At 44.4% G+C, this 14,311-nt stretch carries 10 protein-coding genes and 1 pseudogene; 5 read left to right on the top strand and 6 right to left on the bottom strand.

All coding sequences use genetic code 11. The features are described 5' to 3' along the window. Positions 1 to 80: 80 nt before the first annotated feature. The 6 genes from JHD69_RS16845 to JHD69_RS16820 all read right to left on the bottom strand — a co-directional run bounded on the left by JHD69_RS16845 (position 81) and on the right by JHD69_RS16820 (position 8,771). Entirely contained in the window at positions 81 to 1,448 is a 1,368-nt protein-coding gene (locus JHD69_RS16845) for a SusE domain-containing protein (RefSeq protein ID WP_199141514.1), read from the bottom strand. Between the two features lie 8 nt (positions 1,449 to 1,456). Further along, the gene (locus tag JHD69_RS16840) at positions 1,457 to 2,245 is read right to left on the bottom strand and encodes a hypothetical protein (RefSeq protein WP_199141513.1); all 789 of its coding nucleotides are present in this window, start codon (positions 2,243 to 2,245) and stop codon (positions 1,457 to 1,459) included. 18 nt (positions 2,246 to 2,263) lie between these two features. Further along, entirely contained in the window at positions 2,264 to 2,764 is a 501-nt protein-coding gene (locus tag JHD69_RS16835) for a DUF5004 domain-containing protein (protein ID WP_199141512.1), read from the bottom strand. Between the two features lie 85 nt (positions 2,765 to 2,849). Continuing rightward, on the bottom strand, positions 2,850 to 4,226 hold the full coding sequence (locus tag JHD69_RS16830; protein ID WP_199141511.1) for a RagB/SusD family nutrient uptake outer membrane protein: 1,377 nt from the start codon (positions 4,224 to 4,226) through the stop codon (positions 2,850 to 2,852). 25 nt (positions 4,227 to 4,251) lie between these two features. Next, entirely contained in the window at positions 4,252 to 7,311 is a 3,060-nt protein-coding gene (locus JHD69_RS16825) for a SusC/RagA family TonB-linked outer membrane protein (RefSeq protein WP_199141510.1), read from the bottom strand. A 446-nt stretch (positions 7,312 to 7,757) separates the two neighbouring features. Further along, positions 7,758 to 8,771, bottom strand: coding sequence for a LacI family DNA-binding transcriptional regulator (locus tag JHD69_RS16820; protein ID WP_199141509.1), 1,014 nt, complete (start codon positions 8,769 to 8,771; stop codon positions 7,758 to 7,760). A 150-nt stretch (positions 8,772 to 8,921) separates the two neighbouring features. On the opposite strand from JHD69_RS16820, the gene JHD69_RS16815 reads away from it, so the two are divergent. The 5 genes and pseudogenes from JHD69_RS16815 to JHD69_RS16795 form a co-directional block, all read left to right on the top strand. Beyond that, entirely contained in the window at positions 8,922 to 10,073 is a 1,152-nt protein-coding gene (locus JHD69_RS16815; protein WP_199141508.1) for an alpha/beta hydrolase-fold protein, read from the top strand. A gap of 511 nt (positions 10,074 to 10,584) precedes the next feature. Next, the gene (locus JHD69_RS16810; RefSeq protein ID WP_199141507.1) at positions 10,585 to 10,989 is read left to right on the top strand and encodes a GxxExxY protein; all 405 of its coding nucleotides are present in this window, start codon (positions 10,585 to 10,587) and stop codon (positions 10,987 to 10,989) included. Positions 10,990 to 11,487: 498 nt separating this feature from the next. Next, positions 11,488 to 12,513 (top strand): threonine aldolase family protein, encoded by a 1,026-nt coding sequence (locus JHD69_RS16805; protein ID WP_199141506.1) that lies wholly within the window; start codon positions 11,488 to 11,490, stop codon positions 12,511 to 12,513. A gap of 106 nt (positions 12,514 to 12,619) precedes the next feature. Further along, positions 12,620 to 14,110, top strand: a complete 1,491-nt coding sequence (gene accC, locus JHD69_RS16800) for an acetyl-CoA carboxylase biotin carboxylase subunit (RefSeq protein WP_199141505.1) — start codon at positions 12,620 to 12,622, stop codon at positions 14,108 to 14,110. Between the two features lies 1 nt (position 14,111). Further along, a pseudogene (locus tag JHD69_RS16795) lies at positions 14,112 to 14,311 on the top strand (riboflavin synthase); the annotation flags it as partial.

Here is a 14,311-nt window from a genome sequence, read left to right as displayed (position 1 = left end):
CCCCCCCCCCCCCCCCCCCCCCCTTATACCACCCCCCCCCCCCCCCCTCCCTCACCCCATGTCGTGGTTCGTCGGCAGCGTCAGATGTGTATAAGAGACAGGGAGATTGGTCCACCATTATTGCCCCAAGTGTTGCCATCAATGAACTTCCATTTTAGGCCACTAGTTAAGTTCACAAATCCTAAGAACTTGTTGGTGCCCATATAGTTTAGTCCTTGATTTGGGAATACATTTGGAGGATTCCAGCCTACCGCGGTTGCTTCACCAACAATGCCCATTTGTCCATGATCGGCCTGTACATAATATTTCAGGTTTTTTTGATCGAAGGTCACTCGGTAAACCCCGCTTGGTCCATAGTTCCCAATATTGACCTCATTCTCCACCAAGGCATCGCCTGGCAAACCAGGTTTCATGCCCCAATCAGATGAATTTAAGCTGCCTCCTGGCCATTGTTGTTGGTTCAGGAATTTTAGACCGCCATTGCCGGCATTCAGTTTTACGTAGATATAGAAAGTGCCAGGGTTTGACGCATCTGGAATCATTTGTAAGGCGCTTTCAGCTGTCCAACCTGCTGGTGTATCGCCACCGACCAAGAACATTTTAACTTCGCGGGTAATCACCAAATCGTTGACGTAATCGGCTGTTTTCTTGAAGTTGCCCGAAGTAGCTTCAACGGTCCATTGCAAGGCAACTGGTGTGGCTTGATCGGTATAGCCAGCTGCGGTCAGTTTGTCGCTGATGTCTTTATAACCTACAGCCAGGGCCGAATCGAGCCCCGAATTGTTGGAGGTATAGGTAAATATCGGATTGTTGAAATCGCCTCCTTTGGCCACAAATTTTACTTGGTATTTCACGGCATTGGCAACTACACCCGGAAAAGCTTTCTGCCATTTGAAGTTCAGGAAGTCTGTGGTCGAGTTTGGATTGATGACAACCGGCGTACTTGAAGAAACCGGGCCATAAAGCAAGAAATTGCTCACACCATCGCCCATGCGTGTAATGGAGATATTCATGGTTGCCGTATTTACTTTTACAGTACCATTGGTGGCTTGGATGGCCCAAATCAGGTCAACTTTAAGACCATCGCCAACAGCCTTGGCTTTCAGTGCATCGTCTAGTTGCTTTTGGGTGAGGTTTAAGCTGGTGGCGGTGCCGTTGTTGTCGGCTGGAAATTCGACGAATGGTGCATCAAGGCTTCCGGTTTTCAAGGCCGCGATTAATTTGTAGGTTGGTTTGGTGCTTACCCCTGGTGTGGCCGCACTCCAGGTAAAGGTAACCTTGGCACTCGGCGTGGCCGAGTTGAGCACCCACATGGTATTGTTTGCGGGTGCGGTACTGGCAAACGAGCCCAGTGCCTCGCCCTTAGACTGCTCGTCGAATTCTGTTTTTTTACAGCCGAAAGCAATTGTTGCAATTGCCAGTAAAGTGTATAATATCTTGGTTTTCATATGCGAGCTTAATTAAATGGGGTATAAACTACTTCGGTAACCGGACCAGCTACAGGTACATTGGCTCCATTGGCATCTTTTACGCTTCCTGTAAACTGATAAGTAAACTTGGTAAGCTTGGTGCCTGCGGTTAGGGTGATTAAGCGTTCTGGAATGAACGAGTAAGAATACAGTATATTCGATTCTTTAACGGTAACCAATGCCGTTCTCGTAGCCACAACTGCCGGAACTGGAGTTGCATCGTTGTAAAAAACAAGGTTTACTTTGACGTCGAACATGCGTTGTAGGTTTTGGTCGGTAGCCAGGTCTTGGTGAAAATAAACCGTGGTCATATCGGTTTGATCCATTTTAGAAGGGAAAACCCTGAATTGCATAGGAACAAACACCAGGGGATCGAACTTGTAAGGTTTGTAATCCTGGGTTTGCTTGGTGCCATCCTTGGTTTTTGCCAAAAAGCCGAAATTGATCAATTCTGCTGGGCTTTGGCCGAATAGGGTAGTGCCTGTGAATTTAAAGGTAAAAATATTGGTGCCGGTTTTAGTCATCTTGGCGGCATCGGCTGAGTTGGTCCACTGGCCATTGGTTAAGCCATCTTTTTTAATGATTTCGGCAGGAAGGTCACTATTGGAGAATATCCAGATATATACATCTTGAGTACCTGCTAAAGGAGTTCCAGTTACATCTAATGTTATTGTTACCTCATCTTCGGCGGTAAAAGTAGCCGGACTAAGCGTTACCTGTGCAAAAGCCAAGGTTGCGCTCAGTATAAATATGATAGATAGTATTAATTTTTTCATGACGAACTATTTTATCGATTACTTTTTCGTGAATTCATATTGGTAAACCAGAATTGTTTTGCCGTTTACCTTTTTTTCTCTTTTCAAATAGAACTTTCCATTCTTCAGGTTGGCGTAAGAACCCAAGGTAAGGGTTGAGGTTTGCCCATTATTGGTCAGCGTAATGACGGTTGGCGCCTTTGTATTGTCTACGCTCCAATTGCCCGAATTGAGGTCGGCAATTTTTGGCGAATTGCCAGGCGTAATGGTAAAAGTGGAAGGTTTGCCGGAGGCATCGCCCTGAAAGGAAACCACCAATTCTTTGTAAGGATAAATGTTGGTAATGTCCAATTGTTTGTAAGGCCATCCGTTCGAAACCGCATTTTGATCTACCTGCGTAACCTTAGTCAGGCTCCAGGTGCCCTGCATTTCTTTGAGGAAATTTTCTTCCGAACCAACAATCGGCCCAAATTCTTCTGGCTTGCATCCCCAAATGGTAGCAATGATAGTTGCCAGTAGTATATATTTAATCTTTTTCATGTTATTTAATTTTGAATGAACGAGTTTGAATGATAGCATGATTTTTTAATTCTCTCCTTTGATCATTCCTTAATTCAACCATTAACTAATTACATCCTCCTTCTGGGTTGCGTTGGAAGGCTGTGTTGCTGGCCATTTCGCCCTGTGGAAATTGGAGTACCAGTCCTGGGCAGTTCCAAGGCGCACCACGTTTATCGATGTTTTCGCCTTTGGCACCAATTCTTTTGATTTCGGCGATGCGATTGCCTTCGGCCGCAAACTCGATGCTGCGTTCGAAACGTGCATTGGTTTTGATCAAGCTGGCCGATGAATTAAGCGGGATGCTTTTTGTTCCTGCATAAGCCCTATTCAGGATGTCGTTGATGTCTTGGGCTCCTATGCTTAAATTCTGTCCGGTTTCGGCGGCAGATTCGGCCCTGATTAGCTTCATGTCTGTTAAATACAATACCGGAATTTCAAAACGGTCGGCATTGTATTTTTTGGTTACCACAAAGCCTGGATATTTAACATTGTCGTACAAAGCTTTGCGTACATCGTTTGGCGTATTTACGCTGCTGTAAAAGTCGGTGGTAAAACGCAAGGTCGGCAAGCTGAAATCAGAACGGTACTGACCTCTCAATTCGCCTCCTGGCTCGTAAGCACCTTTGGTATTCACGATTTTGAAGATGCTTTCTTTGGAGCCTGTTTCAGAAAAACGCACCGCGTAAGTGGCATCTAGGGTAAACTTGTTGCTGGTAATGACCTGGTTCGAATAGAGGTAGGCGTTAGGAAAGTCGTTCATTTGGAAATAAACTTTGGCCAATAACGCTTTGGCAGCCCATTTGGTGGCATAGCCCCCATTGTCGTCTGGTAATTTGGTTTCTGCCGTTTTTAAATCGGAGATGATGAGGTCGTATACCTGTTTTACCGTGGCGCGAACACCTGGGTTGATGGTGGTACTGGTCCTGATCGGAACGCCCAAATGCGAATTGTCGGCCGTAAAGCCATAAGGCTGGGCAAACAGCTGTACCACTTCAAAGTGGCACAATGCCCTGATAAACCTGGCTTGGCCTTCGAGGTTATCTTTCAGGCTAGAAGCTTTATCCAGGTTCTCCAATACGATATTGGAACGATAAATGGCTTGGTATATATCGGTGTACATCGCATTTTTATATTCGCCGAATACTGAGGTTTTGCGGCCGAAGATTTCGCCAAAATCGCCACTTAGCTGTTGTCCGTTCAATTGGTCGGCCAGCATGTCGTTGATTACCTGTATTTTGCCACCAAACATGTTGCCACCTCCTACAATTTGGTAGGCCGAATTCATTTCGGCTTTCAAGCCGGTTTCGTCGGCTATGGCTACGTCTTTTGGAATCGATTCTGGCGATGTCGCTTCCAAGAATTTTTTACATCCGGTACCCATAACCGTCAGCACGGCAAGTACCAAGAATGATTTTGAAATGTTTTTATAATTGATTTTCATTTTCTTGTCTATTAATCTCTGTTGCCTAAAATGATGTTGATAACCCAAAAGTGAATGTTTTTTGCTGAGGCGTAGTCAAATAGGTTACGTTAGGACTCATGTTCCTGTCTTGCGGGTTTTCAAAGTCGCGCGCAATTTCTGGATCGCCTCCAGGATATTTGCTAAAAGTAAGCAGGTTCATGCCTGTTGCAAACAGCTTCAGGTTTTGCAACCTTAATTTACGTGCAAAAGTTGCCGGTACATTGTAGGCTAGGGTTACTTCTCTTAAACGTACAAAAGAAGCGCTGTACAAGAACATGGTCGAGTTATATTGCCACTCGCTCGATAGACCGGCATAAGTACCACTGTTCATCGTAAGGCGAGGGAATCTGGCGATGTCGCCAGGTTTTCTCCAGCGGTCTGCAATATCTTCCCTGATATTCCAATCGGTAACAATGCCCAATTGGCGTTTGGCCGAACCGTCGTACAAGTTGCCTCCAAAAGAGAAAGTAAACAAGGTGTTCAGTTCAAAGCCTTTAAAGGTAAACGTGTTGGTTAGGCCACCTACATAATCAGGTAATACTTTGCCAATTGGCACACGGTTGTCTAACGAGAAGGTCTTGGTTTCGTAACCGTTTTTGTCAAGCCAAATCGGCAAGCCATCGGCAGGATCTACGCCTTTGTAGCGAACAAGGAAATTGGTGCCAATAGGGTAGCCTACCGCAATACGGGTATCGTTGGTACCACCGCCAACGGCATCTGGTGTAAGCTGGTCGAGGCTAAGTACTTCGTTAAAGTTTTTCGAAACATTTAAACGGGTTACCCATTTAAAGTTTTTGGCTTGCACGTTCACCGTGTTTAGGCTCAACTCGTAGCCTTCGTTCAAGATTTTGCCGACGTTAACCCAGCCTGCATTGAAGCCAGTAGAAGGCGAAATACCGCCATTAAGCAAGGCGCCAGTGGTTATTTTTCTGTAATAAGAAAACTCTCCAGAAATGCGGTTATTGAAAAGTCCGAAATCCAGTCCTAAATCAAGGTTGCGGCCTTCTTCCCATTTCAGTGCAGGATTTTGCACGTTAGTAGGATACAATACCGGATTGCTGTTATAGCTTCCAGAAAACTGGAACTGTTGATAGTATTGCGAAGGAGGGAAGTTTGAACTACCCACCAAACCATAGCTGGCTCGTAGTTTTAAGTTGCTGATGACCTTGCTGTTTTTCAGGAAATCTTCTTGGCTGATGTACCAAGAAGCTGATGCGGCAGGGAAATAGCCGTATTTATTTTCTGGACCAAATTTAGACGAACCATCTCTACGGGCTAAGATTTGCAAATAGTATTTGTTGTCGTAAGAATAGTTGATCCTTGCGAATAACGAGGCAAAAGTATCGCGGTTTGCACCTGCATAATAAACCAATCCATTATTGGCAGCCAAAGTTTGCATCGCTTGGTAAAAACCTTGTAGGTTACTCGAAAAAGGAGCATCAGACGGACCGCTTATACCATCTTTGTAGTAATTTTTAAAAGAAACCTGCGACTCGGCGCCTGCCATGATGGTCATTTTGTTTTTGTCGTCCATCTGCCAATCGTAAGTAGCTATTCCAGAAAAGTTTCTATTGAAAATTTTGGTTGGATATAGAGTGGCGCTGCCTACGGTAGAACCGTTTAGCGCCGCCGGACTAAAGATGTTGTCTTCTACATCTAGATTATCCATGTTGAAGCTGCCTTTTAAGCTGAAGTTTTTGAAAGGCTTTAGTTCCATGGTCACGCCTGCAACAATACGCTCATTTCTGGTTTTCCAATCTAAAAGACCCAGGTTACGTGCCGGATTGGCACCGTTGCTAAAGAAGGAGCCATCAGCATTGTAAACCGGATAAATTGGAAGTGCCGTCGACATCGCATCGCCGATACCGCCGCTCCAGGCCGCATTTACGCGTTGGTTAATCCCCTTGTCATATCCTACATTGATGCTGGTTGAGAAGTAGTTGGTGGGTTTGATATCGAAATTGGTCCTGAAGCCATAACGCTCGTAAGAGTTGCCTTTTAAAAAGCTTTCGTTGTTGCTGTAGTTGGCCGAAACATAGGTTTTGATTTTCTCTGTGCCTTGGCTAAATGAAATACTTTGGTCGTTTGATTTGCCGGTTTGGGTTAGGATGTCCCACCAGTCGGTATTGTTTTGCTGTGCCTGTGCCCAGGTTAAGCCTCCTGGAAGCGGAGCTAATCCAGTATTGCCATCATTTGTCCAGGCCTCTTGGCGTAATTGTAGCCACTCTGGGCCATTGGCAAATGTAGGTTTATTGGCGTAGGTACTCAGACCGAATTTGCTCGAAAGCGAGATGCTTGGCTTTCCTGCTTTTCCTCTTTTGGTGGTGATGAGGATAACGCCATTGGCCCCACGTGAACCATAAATACCGGCAGCACCGGCATCTTTTAAAATCTCTACCGATTCAATATCGTTAGGGTTGATGGTGGCCAAAGGGTTTTGGTTCATCGCGCCACGGTTGCCGGTAATGAAAGGATCGGAAGTGATTGGAATGCCATCTACTACATATAAAGGATCGCCACCAGCACTGATAGAGCCGATGCCCCTGATCCTGATGACCGAACCGCTGCCTGCCAAGCCGCTGCCTTGGGTTACCTGCACACCAGGTGCCTGTCCCTGCAAGCTGGCTTCAAAACTCGGCGTAGGCAAGGCTGTCAGCTTATCGCCGCTTACCTTGGAAATGGCGCCGGTTACCTCGCGTTTGGTTTGTGTACCATAACCTACCACGATAACCTCGTTCAGGTTTTGCGATTCGGGCTTCAGTTCAAAATTAAGCACTACATTGCCAGCAGCTACCGTTACCGATAGCTTGGTGGCGCCAAAGCCAATATACTTTGCAGTTACGGTATAGGTGCCGGCGGCTAAACCTGTAATGCGGTAGTTGCCATCGTTGTCTGTTGCGGTAATTTTTTGGGTACCGTCTACTTGAACCGATGCCCCCGGAATAGGCAGTTTGGAATCGTCAAGAATTTTACCAGAAATGCTTCCAGTTTGTGCATAGGCTGCCGATGTGCAGAGCGCAAAAAACATCAACAAACAAAGCTTAATAGGGTAGAGTATTTTCATAGAAAAAAGCCCGTTTTAAAGTTTAAATATTTGGTTATAATTAATTGTGTATTACACTATTGTAAATTTAATGGCGCAGATTAGAAATCAAAATTTTATATCATAATTTTTTTTGGGACCATATTTTATGGAGGCAGAAGGCCTTGAAAAGCAAATAAATGAGCGATTTATTTTTTTAAAAACCTGCATTTTTTTTGTTTAAATAGCTGATAATTAATTTTTTGCAATTTAAAAACTTAAGTTAAAGTGTGATTTTTACACTAAGTTGTTTTGTGACATGTTTTCGGGAACGTTTTCGGGAACGTTCCCGAAAAAGCGGAAAGAAAATGAAATAATGTTGCAATAAGAGGGGGCAGATTCTGCGCGTTTTTGAAAAACCGGAGAAAAAACTGATCAAAAACCATCAGTTTTCTGAGGCTAAAAATGGCGGCTCAACTGAACCTGTTTTAGTCCTTTGAAGTCGACTCGCGCTGTACCAGTTTCGAGTTCAAAACAAGCTGCGTAGTTGGGGTTACATCGGTGGGGTTTTCGAGCATTTTAAACAGCAGTTCGGCGGCGGTTTTGCCCAGCTCCGAAGCGGGTTGCGTAACGGTACTTAACGAAGGGTTGAGCAGGGGCGCAATCTCCAAGCTAGAAAAACCTATTACCTTTAAATCTTTGGGTATAACAAGGTTGATGTCGTAACAGGCATAGTAAGTGGCAAAGGCCAAGCGCTCAACCGAGGTAAAAACGCCATCAGGTTTCAGATCGATAAAAGCCTTTTTCAATCGGTCAATATTTTCCTTGTAGTTGTTGGTACAGTCGATGATCAGTTCGTCTTCAAAAGGAATCTTGAATTTTTTGAGGGCATCGATATAGCCCTGCATCCGTGTTTTGCCAATAGAAAGGGTTTTGTTTACGGCCAGGTAGGCAATGCGTTTGCATCCCTGTTGGATCAGGTGTTTGGTGGCGGCAAAGCTGCTGTCGTAGTCGTTGGTAATAACCCTCGGGGTTTCAATATCTTCGTAAACCCTATCGAAAAATACAATGGGCAGGCGTTTTTTCGACAATTCGTTCAGGTAGTTGTGGTTGTTGGCTTCGCCCGATACCGACATGATAATGCCATCGGCCCTGCCATTGTGCAGGTGTTTGATAAAGGAAACCTCTTTTTCGAACTGGTCGTTGGTGGCATAAACCAAAATGTGGTAGCCTTTGGCGCTTGCCACACGCTCAATGCTCTGTATGGCGAGCGAGAAATAATTATTGGCCAGTTCGGGTACAATAACGGCAATGGTTTTGCTTTTTTGCTCCCTCAGGTTACTGGCATAATGGTTAGGCTGGTAGTTGAGCTCTTTGGCCATGGCCAGGATGCGCGCCTTGGTAGCGGCACTGATATCGCTGTTATCTCTAAACGCTCTCGAAACAGTAGAAGTAGAAAGATGAAGGGCCTTCGCTAATTTTTTAATGTTCACATTGTCCATCTACCGGCAACAATTATTGTCATGATTTGATTTGTGTGTAAATATAAATGATAAAAAAAGTAATTATTTCTATTTATTTGTTAAATGATTTGAAATTGGCACATTTCATCCAATAAACAACCTTAAAACGGCAAATTTAACCTCACTGTTATGAAACGCATCTTATTTTTGGTTCTTTTCAATATGGTATTTTTAGTCGCTGATGGCCAGGTTAAAGTTCGTTTTGAGCTGCTCGATATGCCTAAAGCCACCGAAGTAAAGCCTGCTTATTTTGTAGCCGGCAATTTTAACAGCTGGTCGCCCAACGATGCCAATAGCCAGCTTGTGAAAACGACAGGGAGCTATGTCTTGGAAAAATCCCTCCCCCTTGGCAACTACGAGTTTAAAATTACCCGTGGCGATTGGAGCAAGGTGGAAAGTGCAAGCAGCGGACAGGCCATCGCCAATCGGAGCTTCACGCTTAAAAAAGATACGCTTATCCGGCTAAACGTTGCCGCCTGGGCCGATGCCTTTAAGAAAGAAGCGCCCCAATCTACCGCAACAACAAACGTACACTTGTTGGATAGCGCCTTTGAAATGCCTCAGCTCCATAACAAAAGAAGCATTTGGATCTATTTGCCGCCTTCGTATGCCAAATCGAAGCAAAAGTACCCAGTGCTGTACATGCACGATGGACAAAATGTGTTCGATCAATCAACTGCTGGTTTTGGCGAATGGGGAGTTGATGAAATATTGGACAGCCTGATTGCCAAAGGGGCGCAAGAATATATCGTGGTAGCTGTTGCGAATGGAGGTAGCGAGAGGCTTAAGGAATACAATCTCTACGATAGCCAATATGGAAAAGGCAAGGGTAAAGCTTATGTGGCTTTTTTGGCCGAAACCCTAAAGCCCTATATAGATCAGCATTATCGAACTTTGAGAGACAGCAAGCATACGGCAATAGCGGGTAGTTCGATGGGTGGCTTGATTTCGATGTATGCCATGGCGGCCTATCCCAATGTTTACGGCAAAGCCGGTATTTTTTCTCCGGCATTTTGGCTTGGCAAGGCTATCGAAACCGACATTAAAAATGCTGGTGTTGCCTTAAAAGGGCATCAGGTTTATCTGGTGGCAGGTGCTTTGGAGGGCACAATGATGACCAGAGATATGGAAAGCGTTTATCAGGTTTTGCTAGGCACTGAAAAAGAGCAGCTCCTTAAGGCGGGCAAAGACGTAAAACTGGTAGAAAAAGCCGATGGCAAACACCGCGAATGGTTCTGGCGACGCGAATTTCCGGCGTTTTATGAGTTTATTGCGAATTAACATTTATTCAAACATGCAGGCATTCAGGGGCATTAAGGTTGATGCTTGCCTTTATAGCGTACTTAATCTTCTTAATTCCTAATGGTTGCCATAACATGCAGGCATTCAGGGGCATTAAGGTTGATGCTTGCCTTTATAGCGTACTTAATCTTCTTAATTCCTTAATGGTTGCCATAGGTTAAACATGAAGGCATTCAGGGCAATTAAGGTTGATGCTTGCCTTTATAGCGTACTTGATCTTCTTAATTCCTTAATGGTGCCATAGGTTAAACATGAAGGCATTCATGGGCAATTAAGGTTGATGCTTGCCTTTATAGCGTACTTGATCTACTTAATTCCTTAATGGTTGCCATAGGTTAAACATGAAGGCATTCAGGGACAATTAAGGTTTATATTTGCGATGAACTCACCTGCCTAAATGTGTTCTTAATTTCTAAATACTGAAAAAACTAATGGCGGATTTAAAAATTAAATCTTATTTTTATTCCTATAAGTTTTAACAGGTGGGGCGATGACAAAAAGGGATATTACTGATTTATCGTATCAGGTAACAGGTTGTGCAATTAAGGTTCATAAATCGCTTGGACCAGGTTTGCTTGAAAGTGTTTATCAAATGTGTCTATATTATGAATTGCTGAAGAATGGATTTGATGTGAAACAACAATTGATAGTCCCCGTGTTTTATGATGAGATGCAGATAAATACAGAACTAAGATTAGACTTATTGGTAAATAATTTGGTTGTTGTCGAGCTAAAAGCTGTCGAACATCTATTGCCGGTTCATGAAGCGCAGATTTTGACTTATATGAAATTGGTAGGGGCGCCTCAAGGCCTTTTGATTAATTTTTTTACCGATAACATCTCAAAGTCGATGAAGCCTTTCGTCAATGAATTCTTTAATTTGCTCGCCGATTAACTATGTGTTTCTTAAAATTGGCAATAGTTTAAAATTAAGTATAATATCGTTAGCCTTTACCGGTTACTATAGTTTTAAACATGAAGGCTTTAAGGACATTAAGGCTGATGTTTGCCTTTATAACGCACTTAATTCTTCTTAACTCCTTAATGGTTACCATAGTTTTAAACATGAAGGCTTTAAGGACATTAAGGCTGATGTTTGCCTTATAACGCAGTTAAGTCTTCTTAATTCCTTAATGGTTACCATAGTTTTAAACATGAAGGCATTGAGAGGCATTAAGGTCGATGTTTGTGACTGGCACACCTGCCTAAATGTTTTCTTAATTCCTTAATGGTGAAAAACATTGAGCTAAGCGCTACCCTGTTTAATTATTGCTTTTATAGCTTTTTACCGATAATATTACAAAATCAATAAGGCTTTTTGCAAAGGAGTTTTTTAATTTGCTGGCAGATTAGATATTTCCTTTTATCTTAATCCCTTTAATGCTGATAACAAATGAACAAGATAGATTTTAGGAGCGACACCGTAACTAAGCCAACGCCCGGTATGCTCGATGCGATGATGACAGCCAAGGTAGGCGACGATGTTTTTGGCGAAGACGAAACCGTTAATGCCTTGGAAGAAAAGCTGGCCACTATGTTCAACATGGAAGCCGCACTGTTTTGCCCTTCGGGTACTATGAGCAACCAGATTGCCATCAAGTGCTTTACCCAGCCTATGGATGAAGTCATCTGCGACCAAACGGCGCATGTGTATCGCTACGAAGGCGGAGGCATTGCCTACAACTCGATGGCTTCGGTACGTTTGCTTAATGGCGAGAGAGGTATTTTGACCCCAGAAATGATCGAACCTGAAATCAATGCCGATAATATCCATTATCCCAATTCAAGTTTGGTAGTGCTCGAAAATACCGTAAACAAAGGAGGTGGCAAATGCTATACCCTTGGCCAAATCGCACCCATTCATAATCTGTGTGCCATAAAAGGAATAAAACTTCATTTAGATGGCGCCCGGATTTTCAATGCCTTAGTGGCAACTGGCGATAAAGCCAAAGATTACGGTCATTATTTCGATGGGATTTCAGTTTGTTTGTCCAAAGGCTTGGGCGCACCTGTAGGCTCTGTATTGCTCAGTTCGAAAGCTACCATTAAAACAGCCTTAAAAATTAGAAAAGTATTGGGCGGAGGGATGCGCCAGGCAGGATTTTTGGCGGCAGCCGGTATTTATGCGCTCGACCATCACGTAAACCGCCTGGCCGAAGACCACCAGCATGCCAAAGCCCTAGCCGAAGCCCTGCAACAGACCAGTTACGTAGAATCGGTGACGCCGGTCGAAACCAATATCGTACTTTTTGAAGTGGCCAAAGGCCTCAAAGCCGACCATGTAGTCAAAGCTTTAGAAAGCAAAGGTATTTTGTGTAACAGCACTTCCGATAAAACCATTAGATTTGTGACCCATTTAGATGTTTCTTCCGCTATGGTTGATCAGGCAATAAACAACATCAAGGGGTTGCATGTGTAAGGATAAACAAGGTTTCGCAGGCAATTAAACTTGATGTAAGCTGTAGTTAAACGGGCTAAATTGTGAATTGAAAACTGCCGGCCCAAGCTGGCAACCAAAATACTGTATGAACAAAATATTAGTGGCCAATCGTGGCGAAATTGCTTTGCGCGTAATGCGTTCGGCAAGGGAAATGGGTATCAAAACAGTGGCTGTTTTTTCTGAGGCCGATCGCTCGGCGCTGCATGTGCGCTATGCCGACGAGGCGATTTGTATTGGCCCGGCGCCATCAAACCAATCTTACCTGCTTGGCGAAAAGATAATCGAAGCCTGCAAAGCTACCGGTGCACAAGCCATCCATCCAGGCTATGGCTTTTTGTCTGAAAATGCAGCTTTTGCCCGTGCGGTAAAAGAAGCCGGGTTGATTTTGATTGGTCCAACACCCGAAGCCATGGAGATTATGGGCAATAAACTGTCGGCCAAGGCCGCTGCACTCCAATACAACATTCCGATGGTACCGGGAACCGAAGAAGCTATAACCGATATTGAAGAGGCCAAACAACGTGCCATTGAGGTTGGGTTCCCCATCCTGATCAAGGCCGCTGCAGGCGGTGGTGGCAAAGGCATGCGCATTGTAGAAAAAGTAGCCGATTTCGACGAGCAGATGCACTTGGCAGTAAGCGAAGCCACTTCGGCTTTCGGCGATGGGTCGGTGTTTATCGAAAGATATGTAACCTCGCCTCGCCATATCGAAATCCAGGTGCTGGGCGATACCCACGGCAATATTGTGCATTTGTTCGAGCGCGAATGCTCGGTACAGCGCAGGCACCAAAAGGTAATTGAAGAAGCTCCATCGGCCGTGCTTACGCCCGAGATCAGGGAAAAAATGGGCCGTTGTGCCGTTGATGTGGCCCGCTCAGTAAACTATGTGGGGGCAGGTACGGTAGAGTTTATCCTAGACGAGAACCTCGATTTCTTCTTTTTGGAAATGAATACCCGCCTGCAGGTAGAGCATCCGGTTACCGAAATGATTACCGGATTGGATCTGGTTAAAGAACAGATTAAAATAGCCAGGGGCGAGGCATTGAGCTTTAAACAGGAGGACCTGAAAATTAATGGCCATGCCATGGAACTGCGCGTTTATGCAGAAGATCCGCTGAATAATTTCCTGCCCGATATCGGTACCTTGCAAACCTACCGCACGCCCAAAGGCAATGGTGTAAGAGTTGACGATGGTTTTGAAGAAGGAATGGAAATTCCGATTTATTATGACCCGATGATTGCCAAGCTGATTACCTATGGCAAGGATAGGGAAGAAGCCATCGAACGCATGATCCGTGCCATCGACGAATATGACATTACAGGCATACAAACTACGCTGGGCTTTGGTAAATTTGTCATGCAGCACGAGGCCTTTACTTCGGGCAAATTCGACACCCATTTTGTGGGCAAATATTTTAATTCCGATAGTTTAAGGAGCGAAAGCGAAGAGGAGGCCATGTTGGCCGCCTTAACAGCCGTTAAGATGTTGCAACAGGAAAAAACAGCCTTAAACCAAAGTGCCGAAAGCGAACAAAGCCAAAGCAACTGGTTAAGGAACAGGAAAAACTATATTTAAGATGTTTACCGGAATTATCGAAACCCTAGGAAAAGTAGAGAAGGTTGTTGCCGAAGGCAGCAATCTGCATTTTACCATTCAATCCGACATCAGCCATGAGCTCAAGATTGACCAAAGTGTTGCCCACAATGGCGTTTGTTTAACGGTAGTGGCTATTGAGGAGCATTCGCATACCGTAACGGCTGTCTCTTATACACATCT

Origin of the sequence: Pedobacter sp. ASV12 (assembly GCF_016429155.1) — a bacterium.
Classification (GTDB): Bacteria; Bacteroidota; Bacteroidia; order Sphingobacteriales; family Sphingobacteriaceae; genus Pedobacter.
The sequence above is the reverse complement of the archived record's forward strand: the minus strand, read 5'-3'. Positions and strand labels throughout refer to the sequence as shown.